We start from the raw sequence: 21,230 nt of genomic DNA, 5'->3' as shown, positions 1-21,230 counted from the left end.
CAAAGAGCCGGAAAAAATGCACACTGTATGGTATAACGATACCGTACAGTGTGCATTTATATTAATTAGTGATTTTATAATCTCCAAACTAATACTCTTCTATTTATGTATTATAACTCTTTATAGAATTTAGAAATATCTTTAATATCATCGTCGTTTATATCATTTTTCTTTGCTTGGATAGACTATTTTAGTATTGTATATTATTATCTTAGTAATGCACCATTTTTTTCTGGCAAATCACTAACATCAATTCCATTAATATTTATAAAATAGGAATAAAAATCTTCTGCTAATTCTTTCTCTTTCGTACCAGTTTTTATTTTTATAATATCTTGAAGTATTTGAACAGCTTGATCATCTCCAAAATATCTGTGTAATCCTGAACTCCATTTTGGTAAATCAGGTTGATTAATATTGGCATGATAGTTCCAAAAAAGCATTTTATGAGCTTCTTCTGGTGATAATTTAATACGATATTTCGAATCTGAAATCACATAGCCTTCATCAACATGATCACCCTCATACGTTTGTCCAACTAAAAATACTCCAAAGATATATCTTTCGCTTTCATTAGAATTAGGATCACGAGTCGTTAGAATGCATAGACTATTCTTTTGCACTTGATTTAATTTCATAGGTTGACCTTTTTTTTCACCTGTTTGTACAATACCAGCATAAGCTTTCCAGTCTCTAAGCATCTGACTCTCATAGCAAACAAAACCTCCATCGCTGCAGATATCATCTAATTCGTAACGATTAATTATGCCCTTTAGATATTGATTACACGGACTATCATCAGAACTACACCAAGTACGTTTTTCAATAACTATATTATTAAAAATTATATTATCACTACAAACCCCATTGTATCCAATTTGCTTTTCAGAACGCCCCCCATCACAAAAGTTACATTTAAATGCAACATTAGCACGAGTATAGATCTTAGTTTTGAATTTTGCTTGTTCATATTTATATTGAATACACTCTTTTTCAATTAGTTTCATTTTTTCAGCATTTTTTTCTTCCTTATAATTTTGTAATATATTATTGATATTCTCTGCGATGCTCTCATTTTTAGCTTTTAAATATCCGTCAAAAGCATTAGGAAACGGAAATACTTTTTCACCTTGAAGAAACTTAACTGTTATATAAGCTCCATCATGAGATACAACAATTCCTTCTCCATATGTTCTATGTATCACCTCAATATTAATCAAATCCATGACCTGCCTCCACTTAATAACTTTTTTAATAATTAATGTACTTTCCATACTCCACAAATGTTTTTATTCTCTCTTTGTCTGGATAAAAGCGTAATGAGTTTCTAAAGCAATTGTCGAATATTGAAGGAAACATTTCTTGCTTAATCATAATATTATAATCCATATTATAATAATCACGTACATTTTCAGCATAAGCAGTTGTAAGTTCTTTATAAAAATTATAAATAGGTAAAAAGTTTTCCTTTGATTGAAACAAAATATCAAGTTGTTTTTTCAGTTCTGATGGAGCTTTATCTTTACAGCTTGCTCCTATGAAACTCATAACATAATACGGTATCGGAAACCTTTTACTTTCACTTGCTTTCTTTTCCTTTTCAGCTTTATAATGCATTAGATATAATAGGAGCATGTTATCAATTGTACACCAAGTTTCTATGTTTAATGAAAAATCTTTATACATTGGACTATTAGGTTTAAGTACTGAACTTCCTCTGGTAAATGCAATATATCCATTTTCCCGAAAAGCTAATAAAACTTTAAGTAATTTTTCGAGCGGAATCATATAATCACTTAATTTTGAAGAATGAAGATCAAGTCTTTCATCAAAAGATTTAGCCTTATTTTGCAACTTTTTAAACTCTACGGGATCATTATATTCACTGGTATATTTAGCCTTATCACTAGGTTTAACAAGTAACAAATATCCTCGTTTAACAAATTCTGATTGAATATTTAAAAAATAGTTCTTTTTGGAAGCAAATGCTTTATCACTTATAGCATTTTGGCTGTTTGTAAATCTGACTATATTTTTATCTAATCCAGCTTTACTTCTTTTAGTTGTTTCATCAAATACAAATATTTTTACAAGAACATATACTTTCTCAAACTCACTGTATACGCTTTTTTCATCGTAGTGAGAAAGCACTTCAGCTATTGAATTTATTGTTTGACAGCCGTTAACAATTTGTGGATTTGTTAGCTTAAAGCCATAATTATATTTTCTCTTTTTATATTCAGCCGGAAGTTTATCAACTCCAAGAGTTTCACAGTATTCGCATATAATTGTTATACCATTATTGTAATAAAAGAAGTTTTCTCTATCATTCTTATCCTTAAGAGTCTTAATAATACCATTATTTATGCCTTGTGTACCTAAATACTCCCGGATATTTTCTTCAAAAAGTACATAATTTTTCTTGGCTGCTTCCTTATATATACGATACAATTCAGCCACATTAATCATAACATAACGCAAGTCAATCATCCAAGGCATATCATAATTATCTGGTCTTACATCAAGAGATGTAGCCTTTTGACGGGTAGGCATTATAGTATAAAAATTAACTTTATTTGTGAATCTATCACCATAATATAAACTTTTAATATCAGATAAGTCGTAATATTTTGCATAGACACTAGCCTCAATCCCTGGTAAAGAGTAATCTTTATCAAATAACCCATCAATATCTGGTGAATGGTATTCGTTAGTCACAAAAAAAGAAAGATATATTTTATACTCATTATCACTCTTTATTCGATCAAAAATTCTTTGAAGTTCAGGATTCCTACTATATTGTCCTCTATTTAAAACGGATAAAGGTGTCGTTAAAAAGTCTGATACATCGTTTCTATTAACTACCGTGTCTAATTCATAATATTTGTTTTGAATAATATGTAGTTCTTTAATATCCTCATACCAAACATAACAATCAATATTTTTATCGTTGTATTCTGTAATATTTGGGGATATAATCTCTTCATCAAGACTGTAAATCCGACTTAGTACCCAATAGTTAAATGCAAATTCTACCTTAGTAAGGCGTGGATCAATATTACCATACTCCCGCTGTATTAGTTTAATATCTTCATCTATCTGAATCTTAAAACTATCCATATATACCTCCTTAGAATTTGCTTAATTAATAATATTTCTTAAATCATACCACAAATGATATAATTTTACAATTATAAATAATAGGTCCTTGTTTAAGTTCAATTACAATCCTTAATTACTGCATCCTAGCATTAATACAATAAAGACCGAGTACAACCAGGGCTTTATTGCATATTTTTTATACTATTAATTCTGTCCCATCCTTTCCTGTTAGATGGTTTCTTCTACAAAACGACTTTACAGTATTGTTTGAAATACCAAGTATGTGAGCAATCTTTACATAGCCATAATCATCACCACGATGTTTAGCAATTTGTAATTTTTGTTCTTTTGTCATTGATATTACACCTCCAATCGTTGAGTAATAACCTCTAACTTCCTAAGGACAGATAACATTTATTTAACCGGATTTTTTGCATAAAAAATAGCCACCAAGTGACGCATACATAGTACTTTAATATTCTACACAAAGGTTGCTTTTCCATTTATGTACAATCAAAGAATACAATACACTACTGGGGTATCCTCTTAGAGGAGTACACAACCTTCAGACATTTTAGAATTTATCATAAGCATAACAGCTATGACACCCTTATCACAGGCACTTTGACGCTAGAGGTGTTACTGATATCATTGAACATATCAAATCACATGATACTTTCCAAATAAACGGGAGAAAACCTATAAAAGAAGTAAATCATAAACAACAATTCTATAGTCTCAACCTATCCCAAAAATATCAATTCCATAGTCACGCAAGGCAAAAAGCAGTTCTATAGTCTCAACCCTACACATATTTCACGTTCTAAGCTTTGCTAAGTGGATAAAAAACAAGGTTTCAAGCCAATCAGTATGAAATACCGAAAGTCTAGAAACCTTTGATTTCAAGCCCTTTAGAGCCTATTTATTTGTCTTTGCGTGACATCAATACAACCGTCTCCACATGGCTCGAGTTGATGGCATTGATGTCATATTACTTTGCCCGTCTGTGGAAACATATCAGCAGCATTTTTGGAACTATCGGTAGACGGGAACATATCCAGCGGTTTTTGACCATTTTAAGAAATTTCGGTATGAGAGAACCTATCAATGGAATTCTCAACACCAGCCTTTTAGAGATTAAGGGAAGACTCTATAGACTTCTTCATATTATTAACGAGTTCAGTCACCTCAGAATCCATTCCTTTCCACTTATCAATATACCCTCCTAGATAAGCCTTTCTTGCTTTGTCAAGTAAAATGGCATGCTCATAAGGTAATTGAGGTATTGCCCATTCAGCTGCCAGATCTTTTGATCTGATTTCACCAGTAGATGCTGTCACCCACATTCTGGCTAAAGTTAAAATCACATTGCGTTCGTCACCTTTAATGCTAGTTATCAACCCGGGCAACGATTCTTTAATTGCTTTTCGAATATCTGTCATTGGCACAGGCTCAATTACTTCTGTTGCCTTTGGTCCCAAAAGGTTAATACTATTTTTTCTTAGTTGTGCTAAAAGTATTGCTAAATCCGGATCATAAGTCGACTCAGGAATTTCTCCCTTTTCAAACTGCTCTCTTAGCCACTCGCCATACATAAATTCATATTTGGGGGGGAAATGCCAAGGGACAATATCCTTTTGATTTATGACCGTAACTTCAAGAGGCCTCATATCTTTTATGTTTCCTATTTTCCCAGATATAAGCATTAACCTATTTGTAAGATTCCTTCGAGTTTTTTCAGATAAACTTTGATTTGTTATTACCAAAATATCTACATCGCTATTCATACGTAAACCACCCATTACTGCCGAACCATACAAATACACCCCAATTAACATATTATCAAGTAGTTCCGCTATAGTTTTTAATGCTTGAATTGCTTCTTTCGGAATTTTTTTGTTACTTAAATCTATACTCAACTTCGATCTCCTTTCGTCTGAAAACTGTTTTTTAACGCCTCTTAAAATTTATAAAAAAAGAGTAAACATCTTTCGTTGTATTGTAAATTAACGCCATCCAAAATTTTGATTCAAGATTTTCTTTCGGTTTATTATATGTTTGAGCCAATATAAGCTACAAAACTGCTGTCTATCCATTTTTGAGTAACCTCATTTATATCAATCCCAATAGTAGCCAACCCAATAATGCTGCAATCCAATTTCTCTAACAAAGCTATTAAAGCCTTCATTTGAGAACCTGTCTCTATCCAATCATCTACAATCAAAACTCTTTTGTTCCTCACAATAGAACTCTTAGATATTTCAAAGCTTTTATCTTGACCTGAATAGTCGGTAAAATGTGTCGAAATAATCTCTTCTTTTGCGTATGGCAGCTTATCACCTTTTCTTACTCCAATAAACCCCACTCCAAGTTCTTTGGCTATGGCAGTGCCTAGTATCCATCCAATTGCTTCTGGGGCAGCCACATAATCTACTTTATTTTGAAAATCCAATGATAGTACTTTTACAATTTTATCAAAAACGGTTTTATGTGTAAAAATAGTTAGTAAATCATATTTTCCAATTGAGTTACGAGGTAATATACCTCTAATTTCATTTATAACATCAGTACTTTCCATACATTTACACCCCTTGCTTATGGTTAATAATCTTTGCTAATCTTTAAAAATAGTCATTTTCAACATATTTTTTATACATGTCCTCGGTATATCTTGTTATGTTCTTACCATACTCTGGATAATCAAACCCCAGTAGTTCTGCTACCTCTTTGGACACTTCCCTGAACAATTGGTGACATATAAATAATGACTTCCAAACATTTTCATAGGAATCCATACGATATGTAGATAATAATCTATTCCATAGATCTTCATCAATGTATTTGTTAATATACTTATAATTTTTCCCAACACTTAATGAAAATTCTGTCTTTATCCCAACCTTCCACGACATCATCCTAAGTAGTTCAAACCGTAGAATCTGGTTCAGATGATCGATTGCAAACAGTATCTCTTTGCGGCACAATCCTTTAATAACATAAGGTGTTACATTCCAAAATTCATTGCAGCAATCATCATACTCCCTTGCGCTTGGCTTTCTTACATGATAATCTATATCAGTCGGAACTATGTCCCTTTTAATTCTACAATCTTTATCAATTAGAACCTTTATTAATTTATCGCCCTTTAGGTAATTATCTAACTCTTCCAAGGGCAATAAGGTAAGATCAATTTTATTGTAATCATCAAATAGCATAAGATAGGAAAATCCCTTTTCTTCAGGTGGGAATAATTCCATATCCTCCGGCTTTTGCATCATTATTATATTCCCAAATTGATTAAGCCAGTCATCATTAGATATAAACGGTTCTATATCACTTACAAAATATGTAATATCATAATCCTGAAATTCATCTTTAGGTATATTAATATTTGCGCGTGACCCCTCAAGGGTCACAATTCGAATACGTTCATCCTGTTCTGCTAAAGAAAGTACTAAATCCATCATTTCTTTTTCTGATCTCATTTACATACTCCTCGTTTATTTTTTCTATATTATTACATCTTCTTTTTTGCCGATACAATCAGCATCATTGGGCGTCGCATTTCATCCGCCATCCCCGGAATATCCATCATGTTCTCTGGCGGCTGTGGCTCCACAATCTGATTTATTATAAAACTATTTGAAAGCAGTGTATTTAGATATGTGGTCAGTGTTCTATGATATTTTGTAACCTTTTCTTCCAAAAACATAGCTGTCCGTTTGCCCTCATAATAATAATTGTCCACCGGGAAATGCAGTATTTCTCCTTTTTCGTTATAATACCAGTCTTGTGTTCCATGAGCAGTAAAAACAGGATGTTCAACTGTAAAAACTAAATTGCCACCAGCCTTCAGCATCCTATATATCTTTTTTATTAAATTCTCATAGTCTGCTACATAATGAAACGCAAGCGAACTTAGTATTACATCAAAGCTCTCCTCTGGGAAATCCACATCTTCTATGGCACAGCATTCATATTCAATCTGTGGAAAATGGGTTTTTCCTTTTGCTACTTCGAGCATTTTATGAGAAATATCAACACCTACTACAGAGGAAGCACCGTTTTCCATCGCATATATACAGTGCCATCCATAGCCGCATCCTAAATCAAGCACACGCTTACCCTTAAAATCAGGTAGCATCTTTTTCAAAGTCTCCCATTCTCCCGCACCAGCCAGTCCTTTCTGCGAGCGACTCATTTGACTGTATTTTTGAAAAAATATATTATCATCATATTTGTTTTCTTTCATCTGAACTCTCCTCGTTTAAAAAGTTATTTATCTCCGATACAATTTCATTCACTTCATTATAAAGCTTCTCGGTCATGTCGTAGCATTCAAAAAGTGAGATACCGAGTACTTCAAAAATATGATTTACCTTCTCGGTATATTTTTCAGGTTTATGTTCAAAAGTTTCAAGCAGTTTTATAGCTTTCTTTTCGTTGATACAATAAGCATTATTACATGCAAATAACACTTGATTTAAACATGAAACTATACGAAAAACATGACCCGCAATATAATATTTATCGTCTGTTCCCGAATTTGCTTTTACAAACATTAAAGAGAACCCTGCTTCAAACATAAAAAAGTTAACTAAACTTTTCTGCAAAGCATTGGGATAAGTTTCTGCCTGTTTTTTTAATTCGCATAAGCTTTCATTCTTAGCATATAGTATTTTGCTAATCGCTAATTCTCCTCGATACATTGCACTAATATAACCATGGGGATGCCCAGTCTGATAATTGGCAGTAACAATTCCGTGCTCTGTATCTTTCATTATTTGTTCCACACGTTTAATATCACGTAAAATTAAATCCACATGATACCCGTTTATGACTAACCATCCGCCGCCATTAATCCAATCACCCCATGCTCCGGGAGGTACAACAAGGTTATTTCTATGCTCATCATCCAGCTTTGTAGCGAATTGATTAATAGTATTTATGTCAAATGATTCTGAATTGTAATAGATGCCGATATCTATATCCGAATCCTCTGTATGGGTGCCCCTTGCACGTGAACCACCTAAAACAATACCTTCTATATAAGACAGAGAGGATAATTTCTCTGCTACTGATTTAATAATATTATCTACCATCAAGCATGCTCCTTTTATCGATTCACTGCTGTAAAAATTCCAAGCCAAATCTTTTGCTTCTACTCAACATATTTATAATTTTTTTAATTTCACAAAAGATAGTTAAAACTTATCAATTGTCTTTTTATACCTCTGCTGATTAGATGAAGTCTTTTCAATAGCCTTTAAATTACCATTCATTTTGCTAACATGGTTTAAAAATAACGTTCCAAGCAGAAGTCGATCCTTTCTGGGTATCCTATTCCACACATATCCCTTGAATAAATCTTTAACAAGAAAAACTTCGCCATCATTTAGATTTTCAGTTTCTCTAATAGCTTCTTCCAATAGCTCATTTACATCAATCATGTTGTCCACTCCTTATTAATAATAATATCAACAACATTGTTGATATTATTATACGTATATTCACAGTCAAAGTCAATCCGTAAATAAGAAAAGCCACCAATCAAGGAAGTAACACCTCTCAATTGGTCGCCATTTCTGATATCCTATATCTCAATATCTATTTCAACACCTGATTTAAATTCAACAGTGAGCTTATCATCAAATACCGTAACTTTTTCAATAAGCCGCCTTACTAATTGCTCATCATATTCCTCCAACTCGCAGGATTGTTCATTTAAGAAATCAGTCATTTCAGCGATTCGTTGCCTTTTTCCTTCACGCTCTGCATTCTCTGCAAGTGCATTTTGCTTCAATTCTCGAAGGCGGTAAATTTCATCAGCCACATCTTCATAGTCATTCTTGGACTTTGCTTGTATAAGAAGCTGTTGTTGTAATTCTTCCAATTTGCCATCAATATCATCGGTGGCATTATCATTTTCTTCATTAAATACAGTAGCTATGTTTTTCTGCAAGGTTGAGAGGAAGGGTTCTTTGTTAGCCAAAAGCTCGTTAATAGCCTTGACCACTGCTGTCTGCAATGTTTCCTCGTTTATGGTAGGAGCAGTGCATTCAGAGCCTTTTTCCTCTAAACGACTGACACATCTCCAAACAATAGACTTGTAGCCTCTGTTATTCCAATGTACCCGTCGGTAAATATCGCCGCACTGTTTGAAACCGCGATTTTTCGCGCGTGACCCCCCGCCCGTTTCCGGGATGAAAAGCGGTAGAGATTTAGACCCCCCTACCCTATAAACTGCAGAAAATCTCAAAAGTTAAGCAGTTCTTTGAATTTCGTGAGATTTTTGCATCTATTTTAAGCCGTTTTTCGGCATTGTTTTCAAACGAGGTATTTGCCCCTATTAAAAAGAAGTGAGTGTTTTTATTTACTTGTCAGTCAAACGAACAATTTGACAATTGACCGTCATTCTGTCCAATAAAGTCTGGCAAAGGTGCTTGTCATCGGCTACATCTATCCATGCTGACAGTTCACGATTGGTTATAAAAATAATGCTTCTGGTTTCATTAAGAAAGGTAACTGCCCGGTAGAAAACCTGCAGTTCTGCCCTGGTTGGTTCCACATAAAAGACATCATCAATAATAATTAAGTCACATTCCTGCATATAAGAAAAGATCGCTTCTGCTTTTGGATTTGTGGCTTTCTTTTCTGCCACTGCGATAAAATTATCAAAAGGCGCATAATAGGTTTTATGTCCATTACTGATTGCAGTTTCTCCAAGCTGCGCTGCAAGACCGGTCTTACCCGTCCCGCATTTTCCCAGCAGGATTAAGTTTTGCTCTTCCTTAAGCCATGTCAGGTTGGATAACTGTTTAATCTGCCATTTTAAGCCCTTGTTTGAGTTCGATGCGTCAAATGCTTTGTTTGGAAGCTTACTTGCCTTCTTCAGCTTGGTGTGTTTTTGTCTGGCCCTAATCTCCAATTCTTTTTCTAACACCATCTTAAGATAGTCAAGGTTTGATAGTTTCTCATCGTTCAAATCAATGTATCCCCTTGCGATATTCCAAAGGTTGAGCTTTTGGGCCAATTCACGGATTTCTGTTATATCAGCCATCGATTTCCCTCCTTATTTCTTTACTCCTCGCCAAATGATTAAAATACTGCTGATTCGGCAAAAACTTCTTAGCTATATGCTCTCCGTACTGATACATGAGATAAGCCAAAAGCTCATAGGCACTGCAGCGTTCAGTATCAATGCAGTATTCTATTCCATCAAGCAATTGTCCAATTGTATAAAACTTCGTCATCCGGTTTATTCGAATACAATGGGAATTAAAATATTTTGGTTGCTGTAACTCCATAAGCCGGATGAATTCCTGAGCTATTTCGTATTCTGCAAAATATTGTTTTATGATGGTTAAAGAAACCCTGTCTCTGCTGTAATTTTCTTCTGGTTTGAACAACTGCCCGGTATCTTCTGTGACTGGATATTTAGCCAATAAATCATTTGTTTCAGCATCATAGAACAAAAGCATTTCAACATCATCTTCAATGCGAATGCGTTTATGAACATCCATCATACCTGTATTAATCAGATAACGGTTGCCTTTATAACTTACCACTCCATCCTTATCAAAGGAGGCCACAGTGCTTGATACTTCGGAATAAGGTTTGACATGGAACAGGTATTTTTGCTCTTCCATGAACATTTCACGCGGCACTTTTCTGGTCACAGTATGTATTCGCCCGTTGCCTTCCCTATCCAACCATGCAAGGGCAGCACTGTTAAGGCAATCAATTCCGGTGTATATCCTGCCCTCAAGAAAACTTTGCTTTATGTATCCAATCACCTCTTCAACCTTGCCTTTACTTTGAGGATCTCTTGGTCTACATAGCGAAACACTGTAACCTATACGCTTAACATATTCTTCAAAGGCGGGTACGAATATGATATTTCCCAGATTTTCGCTGACTACATAGACACGGTCAAGGTCATAAAGAATAGTCTGTGTTCTTCCTCCAAAATATTGGAATGCATAGTTATGAGCTTTAATGGCTGCTTTGGTTGTAAAGGGATCCGGTGAAAAATAAACAAATTTCATTCTGCTATAACTCAGAACCATGCAAAAGAAATATATTCGTACAATTCGCCCGTACATATCCTTAAGTTTGTATTGACCAAAATCCGCCTGCGCTTCATATCCCGGTGGAGAAATTTCACGGGGTGAGGTTTTACGTTTACTGGCATGCGGATACCCGTGCTGTTCCCTTAAGGCTTTCATATAGCGGTAGAATGTAGCTCGTTTAACTTGTAGATCAGGGAAGGCCTCCACCAATTTGAGATAGATGTTTGTATCCCTCATTTGTGGACAAATTTTCAAATGTTCCAGTATGTACTGACGGTAGTTATCCATGTGGTACCTTTCCTTTTCAGCTTCCCTTACATAATCTTCTTCGCTCATATTCCAGTATTTGCTGATAGAAGAATAGGTTATCCCCAGTGCTTTTGCGGTTTTTGTCTGAGCAAGTCCAAGTGCTTTGTACTCCTGGATTTTTCGGTATTGTTCAATGCCGATCATTTTGATTTCCTCCTTTGGTTTTGTTATAAAATCTATGCCTTTAGCAGTGCAATCATAGACATCAACTCCTTGTTAGGAGTCTATAAATTAAACATTATAAAATAAAAACACCCATTTGGGTGTTCTTGATAAAGTATGTCAATATTGTCATTAACTTTACAATTATTCTACTAACAGAAATTTATTTCTTATTTTTCTGTACTAAATAAACAATTTTTTCCAATTGGTACTATTGGATTACGTAATTGGTAGCTTAATATTCAACAATAAGCTATTCCGATTTCAATATTTTCGCTATCATACCATCGATGCAGTCGTCTTCATCAAGGCAAAACACATTCTTCGCTCTACGTTCCGGCTTGCCTTTTCCCCACCATTGACGCAAATCCTCGGAATGGGGTACCGTCAAGATTTTTTCGCAAAATCATTCAAACCGTTTGGCGACAATCATTTAGCTAACTGTCATTAGTGAGTCATCAAGGCTTCTTCCTCAAGGTGTTTCATGCTCATGTAACGCTTGGTTCCCCAAGCCTTACTTGCAACATAGCGCAACCTTGCGCAAACCAGCATCAGGGCAGAATTCCTATCAGGGAAGGCTCTTACAACCCTTGTTCTTCGCCTGATCTCCCGATTAAGCCGTTCAATAACATTATTGCTTCTCAATTTAGACCAATGAGCATAGGGGAAATCCATATAAGCAAGAGTTTCCTCGATGCCCTTTTCTATCTTGTCAGCTGCTTCTCTGAGTTTCATTTCCCGTAGCTTTTGAACTATGATCTGGGCCTTTTGCCTTGCTGCTTCTTTATTCTCCTGTGCGTGAATGGCCTTCAGCATTGCAGCGACTTCTTTCACCCTGGATCGAGGTGTTACTGTAAAAACGTTACGATAGAAGTGAACTGTGCACCTCTGATATTTCGCATGGGGAAAGACTTCATTTATAGCCTCCAGGAGCCCCAGGCACTTATCTCCGATGAATAACTGGACCCCTGATAGTCCACGCTCCTTTAAACCCTGCAAGAAGGCCAGCCAGCTTGCCTTATCTTCTTTCATCCCTTCAGCGGCGCCAATGACTTTTCTGTAGCCATCTTCGTTAACTGCCATCGCAATGAGAATGGATACATTCTCATATTCGCCGCCCCAGTTACGTTTCAGGTAGATTCCATCTAAGTAGACATAGGGATATCTGCCCCTTAGTGGCCTGTTACGCCATGCGTCAATATGTACATATACCTTCTTGTTCAATTCACTTATAGTTCCAAGTGAAACTCTTGTTCCCCACAGTGCTTCAGTAATGTCTTCAACTCGCCTTACTGATACACCCGCCAAATACATCTCAATTAGAGCTTCTTCCACTGAACTTTCACGTCGTCTATATCGTTCAATGATTGCTGTTTCAAAGGCTACCCCTTTTAATTTAGGTATTTTTAGCTTCACGTCTCCTGATGTTGTAGTTAAGTTTCTCTCGTAGTGACCGGATCTATATCCCTGTCTTTCCTGGGTGCGTTCATATCGTTCTGCTTTAGTCAGTTCTGCTGCCTCTTGCTCTAATAAATTATTTAGGGTTTCCTCAACGCTGCTACGGACCAATTCTTTTAACTCCTGCTTTATTACTCCTTCATTTAGCTGTATAATCTTATCAGACATGGCTCGTAACCTCCTTTGGTTGATTTTGTGTGGTAACTTAATTCTACCAAACGGTTACGTCCATGTCATTTTTATCGGACTTTTATGAATTTGCGAAAAATATCATACCTTATCGAATGGTGCCGGACATTATAAAAAAATTCAGCACGATTTTCTTATCGCTGCTTATAGGTTGAAGATGCACTTCAAGCTCTTTAATTGTAGCATGAAACTCGATTTTAGGATCATCCCATTGCAAATGCCGCAATCCTTTTGGGTCGATAAAGGAAATATATTGCACATCGGGCGTATCAATCCATAACACAAAGTCCGGATAAAAATTGCCTGCTTTTTATCAGTTATTTTCCATATTGAATACTAAGCCAATATCAGGAAGTCTAATTCCCCACCACTTTTTTTCTCCATTCAAAAGAGAATTGAAGAAATCAATGGCATATCGTCGTTTAAGAATATCATGCTGTTTCTGATTGTAGTAATTGCATAAGCAACTATAGCAAGCAGTATCAGCTTCTTTACCGCCACATGTGCACCCATTTACAACTTGAGCCCCTGCTTCTAACATGCCTATAAGAATAGATATATCTCTCATTCGTCTAACGTATCCGGCTCCACCAGGAGTATTATCGAACAAAACAAAACCATAATTACCTATACCAGAAAACTCATCGTTGCGGAACCAATGCAAACATCCTGACAATTCATTTCTATCTATACCCAAGTGTCTGCAAAGCCCCTCAATAAGCGAGTAGAGTATAGTCCATGCAACATCAATTTCAGTAATATTCTCTGAAACGAACTTCAATAGTACAACATCTGTTTTAAATTCATGCCCAAGAGAATATGGGTAAAGTGTTTTGTTGCTGCAAGGATACCCGTCTGGTTTGTAATGGGCATGCTCCTTAGCTAAATCATTATCGTTATCGTATAACTTTGCATATCCACAGACCTTGCAAATATAAAAATTAGAAGTATTTAGCACAGCAAGCTCATCCATTTTACTACTTCCGATAATAACTTTTTTGCCACAAATCGAGTATGTATTCGACTCTATCCGTGTACCATCCCCTATGTAAGATATTGAACCTTTATATGTACGTTCTGGCTTTTCTGTTCCTGCATCTTCCGGCTCTCCGTTCTCCATTATAAAACCGAACTTAGGTATTATATACTTTTTTATCTTTTTGGGCAAAGTGTGTCCACAATGTTTGCATTCTTTGGGAATATCTTCAACCCAAATAACTCTAATTAACGTATGGCAATTTCTACATATAACATACTTATATTCAGGCCATGCAAATCCGCTTAAAACACGAACATACCGGCTAGTAATCAGCTTACCGTCTGCAACAACCTCTGACTCCGGTGCATATTCCGATATTGCTGTAAATAGATCCCTATCTAAACGTAATGAATCTAATACTCCACCTTTCCCATAGCTCATCAATTCCACTGTATCAACAGGAAACCCGTATTTAGGAATTATATTGTTACGAGATAAAAATTCAATTATTTCTTGCTTTTTAATTGTATTTATAGAATTACCAATATCCCTTATCTTCCAACTCAATTCACGATCTTCCTTGGAGCCTGGTTCAATATTTCTTTGTCTTTCAGTACAGTATGTTCTGGATTTCTCGAGCTCCTCTAAATCAGAAGTATACTTCTTCAATGCTATATCAAATACTCCAGGATTATTAGGATCATCAAGAAACAATTTACTAATCCAACCGTAATTGTTAATTTCATAATACTTCTGTAATTCAGGACTTAATACTTCACATAAATACTTTTTAAGATCTTCAGGGTGGGTTTCAAGATATTTTTTAAATGCATTTACTCCATCTGCTTCTAAAAAATCACCGATTGTTCTTTTATATAGTTCTCTATACTTTCTCCAGAAGAAAGAGAAAGCAGATGCAAAAACATGGCGTAAAGCAATTTTTTGATTATCAATATTAAATGAAGGTGGTTGGATGGTCCCCTTAATCATAGATACAGGATCTTTAAAATAATTCTGATCGTGTGAACTATTTGGGCAGTATGTCAGAGAATACGCTGCAGCCTTTGAACTTCTGCCTGCTCGACCTGCTCTTTGTGCATAGCTAGCCGGAGAAGGAGGCATATTTCGCATAAATACAGTTTCGAGGGTACCAACATCAACCCCCATTTCAAATGTAGTTGAGCAGCTCAGTACATTAATATGTTTATTCTTGAATTCATTTTGATAAGAGTATGCTTTTTGACTGCTTAACTGAGCAGTATGTTCCTTAACAATCAAGTCATTTATGTTCAGATTATGATAAACATCATAATAATGATTGTCCTTCATTGCCTTAAGATAGTCATATTCAACAAGTCTTCCATTACACCTCGGATTAATACAAACATTTTTTAAACAATATGGTGTTACTGTTTTACATTCATTGCAAATATAAAGCTTATCAACATTTTTAACCATAATTGTTTCAGAAGATAAATAATATGTTCCGTTTTCGCTATCATATTCTATTAAATTATAATATTTTAATATTTCCCAGATTGATTTTAATAATTTAAGAATAGTGTCATTGTCCATTCCTAAAAATAACTTACGTAATAGTTTAGTCTGCGCATTTTCCCTCCCTATTGCTGGTAGCCATGAACGTATATATTTTTTTTGAGTATAATCACAAGTAAATCCCTTAATTTCTCCAGCATAGGATAGCCTTTTAATATCTGCTTTTGTTAAGGTAATTGGTAATTTTATTGCTGCATCCTTTATAAAAAACAATGCCATAATTTTAAAAAGAGTAGTTGTTTCTTCAGAAGATAATTCTAATTTTTCATTTTCAGGCATTTTTATATTGAGATCGAAATGTAATATCCCCATGTTTTGTAAAGCATTCATTGCTTTATAATTAGTCAACTCCTTAATGACTGCTAACCATGCCTGCTTATTTCTCTCATCCGCATGATATATGTTATGCTTTTCAAAATATTCTTCAAGCAAACTAACAAATGTACTCAATCTTACCCCTTGATGTAATACTTGTGAATTGTCTTCACATATTTTAGTCATTATTCTTTTAACCAAATTTTCTCGGTATGTTGTTTGCAGATAGCTAGCAAAGAACGCTGCAGCTTGTCTGTTGTCAGAAAAAGTTAAATACTGCTTAACTAAATTTTCACGCTCTTCGATCAATTTTTCAGGACTATTCCCAAAAAAAGGATCATCAATAGATATAAACCTTTTTGTTATTTTGACATCAGGAAGCTCATTGTATAATGCTGTAGCAATAACAGCTGTTGCTGCTTCATTACCCAAAAAGAATGGGCGCAAAATACTGCGCTGAGTGTTAACTACATGACAGCATGGGCAAGTGTGGAGTTTGTCCCCAGAATTTTTGACTTTGATCAACAAATTATAATTTTCTTTGCTATGTCCACATGATAATCCATTTATGGATGAAGCGCGTTCTATTGCTCCGCATTTTGCGCACACTATATATTTATTCTCATTTTCGTTTTCTTCGTCATATTCATCATATACGCCATCTAACAAGTAAACTTCTGGGCTGTAATCATCGTTAAATTTGGACTTCTGTACAAGATATCCATCTTCTGTTTGTCCAACAATGAATGTAGCATTGCAATTATAACAAAATGTGATTTCAAATACTTTAAAACCACAATCGTTGCTTTCCGGGTCTTCTTTATAAGTCTCCATTTTCCTGATGAAAAGTTTATTGCTTGGATTTAGAGTAACATACACGCCCTCAATACCACGAATAAACATGTGATATCTTGCTTCAAATATCCTGTCACCGTTATTCTGAGCATTTGAAGCTACTGCTATAAAATCTGTTATATCATCAACCGAAACACTTAATTCTTCAGCAAGCTGATTCAATGGTTTTATTTTGTTCAATAAATGATGCCTGACTTCATAATAAAAGTCATCATGCAGTATCATTGAATAGAGAGTTTTTTCCAAAGCTTCATCTGCATTTTCTGCCTTAATAATGTCAATGCCTTTTTCTCTAAGAAATTTAAGAATATGTTCAGAAGCAAAGTTATTTCTGATTTTTTCTGCAAGTTCGCGATAAATTGAGAAATCTAATTTACTTGTGCTTTCTGGTTTTGCAGGTGCAATAGTTGACGATCTTATTATAGAGTCTTCATCAAAATGTACATCACATAATGAATGAGCAAAGTTGATAATTTGTGGGTTTGATTTTTCATCACCCAACGTTGCCGAAGTCAGAAAGAATTGAATATCATTACGATTAAGCATTGCCTTTACTCGTTTGATTAAAGTAGCCACTTCGATTCCTTTCGCTCCACAGTAGGTATGCGCTTCATCAAAAACGATTGAATGCCATCTTGATGCATTTTGTTCATTAAAGAAAATGCTGTCACCAGGCCGCAGTAAAAGATATTCAAGCATAGCAAAGTTTGTTATCAGGATATGAGGAGGGGTTTTTCTCATCTGTTCCCGGGATATCAACTCATTCTTAATTGGTTCAGTACCTTCACGTTCAATAAATTCGTCAAGTGCATCACTATACTTTTCTAAAGTTTCACCTGTATACTTTCCGAATGTAATGCCACATTCCTGATAATTTGAAAATATATCTCTTAACCTTCTGATTTGGTCATTAACCAAAGCATTCATCGGATAAATGATAAGCGTACGTACTCCAGGACCTAAAGTGCCTTTTTCTTTCTCACGCATCAGATGATTAATTATAGGAATCAAAAAGCATTCTGTTTTACCCGATCCTGTTCCTGTTGTTATAATTAAATTTTTCCCATTATTTGCTTTACATATAGCCTCCACCTGATGCTTATATAGTTTTCTGTCAGGATGCAATTCAGACAACTGCAACAGTTCTCTGCATAAAATATCTTCTTCAACCAATTCACGCAAAGTTTTATCCTTTTCAAAAGAGTCGCTCATACTAATGTACGGACCCTTCGAAATAACACCATCTTCAGACAATTGTTCTTTTAATTGTCTATTGTAAATATCTTTGTTTGTTTTGAATGTAGTCAGAAGATACTTTCGAAAGAATTCAACGATTCTTTTTGAGCTTTCTGCAGGTCTAAATAACATCATTTAACCCTCCTAAATTCAATATTATAATCTGTAATATCTTCATACAACGGGATAAACCGTTCATAATTTGTTGAGGTATAAAGTATGTCATCAGAAGCGCTTATAAGTTTATTAGTTTTTGCATCATACCAAATCTCTGTCCAATCGCCGTCTTCTAGTGCATGTAAATAAAGAATATTTACGTCCCCATCTTCAAACATTATTTCAAAACGAATTTTCTCAAATAAATCTGACTCTCTTATTTTTTTAGAACTATTATTTGCTGACTTAGGCTTAAATGTAAGCTTGCCAATATAAGTAAAGTCTGAGATTTTTGTTAAGTTGTAAACCGTATATATATGATCCAGATTCAGCATAACACCATTACAAGCTATAGATTTTATAACCATTTTACAATTTGTCAGATCACTAAAGTCTATTGTTCCAATTTTATAAATAACTCCTAATGATGTTGATTGGTCTGAGAATCCAAATGGATCTGGAATGACTTGAATCTTTTCCAAGCTGTATAATTTATCATAATCAAGTTCAGGAAAATCTGTACTACCATTGTCCAAATATTTTTCAGTAACAATTTCCTTGGTTGCAAAATCTGAAATACGAACCTTTAATTTTGCTTTTCCCTCGTATTCCGATATAATGCGAACCATATTATTTAAATATACCATTTCGAATTTATGCAGCCACAATCTCTTCAAAACTCTAAAAAGTGGTAGGTTCCTCCACTTATTATCGAAATATTTTAGATTGATGTTTGCAAACGCACTGCTGCTTTGTCTAATTTTGTTAACAAAATCAGTTATATCAAATCGAAACTCTCCATTAGATTGCTTTTCACCCTCTATACATTCCTCTTCATTTCCAAGATAAACAAAAGCTCGAGTTGCGCCAGGCATAAAAACAAAAAGATCATTTTCTATCTCCGGAAACCATAAGTAATTTTCTCTTCTATATTTCCACTGCTTGGAAAATCCGTATTTGAAAACTTTTAGCGGCACAATTAAAGTGTAGTTTACCCCTTCTAATAATAACTCAAATATCGCTTCTTCTGTACCAGAAGTAAGATCAAGCGAATACACGTTATCGCTAACCCGCTCACAATTCAAAGGAGTGATGTCATAGTCTCCAATAATATGTACTAAAGCTTTATCGCAAAAAATAAAACGTGGCTTTTCTGGACGACAACGTAAAGAAGTAATCAAAACATATTGACAGATTAGTCTTCTATGCTTTCCCGGTTCATCTATCCAAATTTGATATAAACCATCTTTGTTGTCCAACACATTACTCAACGCAATAGATACTCCACAGTTTTCCAAATCATAATCAAATTCATAAATGGAGCTGACATTTTCCATTTTGGCGCAAAAACGATTATTATTACACCATATAAAAGTTCCTGCCAAAGCTTTTTTGGCAACCTTAAATGAAATAATAGGGTGTTTATATGCGGTTTGTATTTGTCTTTCTCCACTATACAAAATGTATTCTTTTGATACATATTCAAATATTGGTTCTTCAGAAAACTCCCCGGAGATAGAAATAGGCCTGTTTTTTATATAAATAACCGTATCTTCATTAATATTGCTATATGAATACTCATCCCATAAGTCATGATGGGGATTTACGTATACGGAATGTAAATCACTTTTGACTGAAGTGCCTTTCTTTGCGAGAATATAACATTGCCCTTTTTTTAATTTCTGAATCTCTGTAAAATCTTCATCAAATAAGCGATATTCTTTTTCAGGAATTTTAAAAGAACGTGTTGTACTTGAAATAATGTCAATACGATAAGATGCAAATATATTATCAATTGCTATTTTTAGTTTTTCAGATACAAAAACACCATACGCTCTATAAATATCGAGTTGTTTTTTTATTGTCTTATTATCGTATTCTAACTTAATAAAAGCACTTCCATTAAATTCTTCTTCCCTAAATTTTTGACTCGGTATCACAATAAAAGCTTGCTCATGAGAACGATTAACTTCAAAGTACGGTTTATTATAGAATACACCGATAGCCTTACGTCGCCTATTAATATTTGGTTCAAGATTAATTTCAGCTTCCTTTGTCTCACACCAAGCAATAAAACCGGACGCAATTCTGTTATCTTTTTTCGGGAGTTTTCTGTCGTAATAATATTCATCAATCATTATCAAATGCTCAGATATCAAATCACATATAGTAACAGGCGAGCACTGTGCAATCACATTTTTTGTTGCTTTTAGAAGACGATAAATCTTTGGTGGTTTATTACCAAAACCTTCAATTCTCACATTATCACTATTTAAGGATAATGAATCATTCATAAAGTCAATCATTTCATAAATACTATCTTCCAAATTTTCTGGAATCTGTCTAAAAAGGTTCCTATCGTAAAATGAGAACAGAAAGTCAAAGTAGCCGAAAAGGTAATTATTAGGAACAAAGGCATGAGCTTTAATGTTTTCAACATAAGCATGCCTTGAGCCTTTTTCTTGTTCTATTATGAATAAATTAAAATGTCGTAATGTTTTCATAAAAATCTGGCCTAAATAGTTTCTTTTTGCTACAGAAACCTCTACACCAATCTCATTTAAAAAGCAATCCCAGTAGTTGCCTTCATCATATCTACGAATTGCAATCTGAACTAATGTTATGGAAAGCATTAAATCAGGTACTGGGATTACCTGCATATATAAATTTGATATTTTTGAGCGTATATATTTTAACAACTCTTTATATTCGTCATCCGATACAGATATTTGGCAGAGTAATTGAACTTCAGGGCTTTTAACTCTCTCCATTATTTTTTGAAAGAAATACATGCAAAGACCCCCGTATTTCTCTTTATTGGAGTTTTATCTACCCATATT

At 34.5% G+C, this 21,230-nt stretch carries 15 protein-coding genes; all 15 read right to left on the bottom strand.

The window, feature by feature from the left end; translation table 11 throughout:
• Positions 1 to 206: 206 nt before the first annotated feature.
• Positions 207 to 1,226, bottom strand: coding sequence for a hypothetical protein (locus tag HHT355_RS03290; protein ID WP_103202033.1), 1,020 nt, complete (start codon positions 1,224 to 1,226; stop codon positions 207 to 209).
• A gap of 25 nt (positions 1,227 to 1,251) precedes the next feature.
• Positions 1,252 to 3,120 (bottom strand): AIPR family protein, encoded by a 1,869-nt coding sequence (locus HHT355_RS03285; protein WP_103202012.1) that lies wholly within the window; start codon positions 3,118 to 3,120, stop codon positions 1,252 to 1,254.
• 178 nt (positions 3,121 to 3,298) lie between these two features.
• Entirely contained in the window at positions 3,299 to 3,457 is a 159-nt protein-coding gene (locus HHT355_RS13495) for a helix-turn-helix domain-containing protein (protein ID WP_113976298.1), read from the bottom strand.
• 775 nt (positions 3,458 to 4,232) lie between these two features.
• The gene (gene ant(9), locus HHT355_RS03280; protein WP_027622104.1) at positions 4,233 to 5,021 is read right to left on the bottom strand and encodes an aminoglycoside nucleotidyltransferase ANT(9); all 789 of its coding nucleotides are present in this window, start codon (positions 5,019 to 5,021) and stop codon (positions 4,233 to 4,235) included.
• Positions 5,022 to 5,152: 131 nt separating this feature from the next.
• A complete protein-coding gene (locus HHT355_RS03275; protein ID WP_002294507.1) occupies positions 5,153 to 5,680 on the bottom strand; it encodes a phosphoribosyltransferase family protein in 528 nt (175 codons plus the stop codon).
• Between the two features lie 43 nt (positions 5,681 to 5,723).
• Positions 5,724 to 6,587 carry an aminoglycoside 6-adenylyltransferase gene (ant(6), locus tag HHT355_RS03270; RefSeq protein WP_103202011.1) on the bottom strand — a complete coding sequence of 288 codons (864 nt, stop codon included), beginning with the start codon at positions 6,585 to 6,587 and terminating at the stop codon, positions 5,724 to 5,726.
• A gap of 32 nt (positions 6,588 to 6,619) precedes the next feature.
• Complete coding sequence (locus HHT355_RS03265) at positions 6,620 to 7,354, bottom strand: class I SAM-dependent methyltransferase (RefSeq protein ID WP_000662263.1); 735 nt, start codon at positions 7,352 to 7,354, stop codon at positions 6,620 to 6,622.
• Positions 7,335 to 8,204 carry a nucleotidyltransferase domain-containing protein gene (locus HHT355_RS03260; protein ID WP_000228166.1) on the bottom strand — a complete coding sequence of 290 codons (870 nt, stop codon included), beginning with the start codon at positions 8,202 to 8,204 and terminating at the stop codon, positions 7,335 to 7,337. The genes HHT355_RS03265 and HHT355_RS03260 overlap by 20 nt, the downstream gene beginning before the upstream one ends.
• Before the next feature lie 102 nt (positions 8,205 to 8,306).
• Positions 8,307 to 8,552, bottom strand: coding sequence for a single-stranded DNA-binding protein (locus HHT355_RS03255; protein ID WP_000567889.1), 246 nt, complete (start codon positions 8,550 to 8,552; stop codon positions 8,307 to 8,309).
• 143 nt (positions 8,553 to 8,695) lie between these two features.
• The gene (locus tag HHT355_RS03250) at positions 8,696 to 9,361 is read right to left on the bottom strand and encodes a recombinase zinc beta ribbon domain-containing protein (protein WP_278320032.1); all 666 of its coding nucleotides are present in this window, start codon (positions 9,359 to 9,361) and stop codon (positions 8,696 to 8,698) included.
• A 114-nt stretch (positions 9,362 to 9,475) separates the two neighbouring features.
• Positions 9,476 to 10,162: an ATP-binding protein gene (locus HHT355_RS03245; protein ID WP_103202009.1), complete on the bottom strand. Its 687-nt coding sequence runs from the start codon at positions 10,160 to 10,162 to the stop codon at positions 9,476 to 9,478.
• The gene (istA, locus tag HHT355_RS03240; protein WP_103202008.1) at positions 10,155 to 11,627 is read right to left on the bottom strand and encodes an IS21 family transposase; all 1,473 of its coding nucleotides are present in this window, start codon (positions 11,625 to 11,627) and stop codon (positions 10,155 to 10,157) included. Before istA ends, HHT355_RS03245 begins: the two co-directional genes overlap by 8 nt.
• 465 nt (positions 11,628 to 12,092) lie before the next feature.
• On the bottom strand, positions 12,093 to 13,271 hold the full coding sequence (locus HHT355_RS03235; RefSeq protein ID WP_103202007.1) for an IS256 family transposase: 1,179 nt from the start codon (positions 13,269 to 13,271) through the stop codon (positions 12,093 to 12,095).
• Positions 13,272 to 13,605: 334 nt separating this feature from the next.
• Positions 13,606 to 18,369: a DEAD/DEAH box helicase gene (locus tag HHT355_RS03225; RefSeq protein ID WP_103202006.1), complete on the bottom strand. Its 4,764-nt coding sequence runs from the start codon at positions 18,367 to 18,369 to the stop codon at positions 13,606 to 13,608.
• Positions 18,366 to 21,182 carry a hypothetical protein gene (locus HHT355_RS03220; RefSeq protein WP_103202005.1) on the bottom strand — a complete coding sequence of 939 codons (2,817 nt, stop codon included), beginning with the start codon at positions 21,180 to 21,182 and terminating at the stop codon, positions 18,366 to 18,368. The genes HHT355_RS03225 and HHT355_RS03220 overlap by 4 nt, the downstream gene beginning before the upstream one ends.
• Positions 21,183 to 21,230: the final 48 nt, after the last annotated feature.

The organism is Herbinix hemicellulosilytica (assembly GCF_002904165.1).
Lineage (GTDB): Bacteria > Bacillota > Clostridia > Lachnospirales > Lachnospiraceae > Mobilitalea > Mobilitalea hemicellulosilytica.
This window is presented reverse-complemented; position numbering and strand designations above follow the sequence as displayed.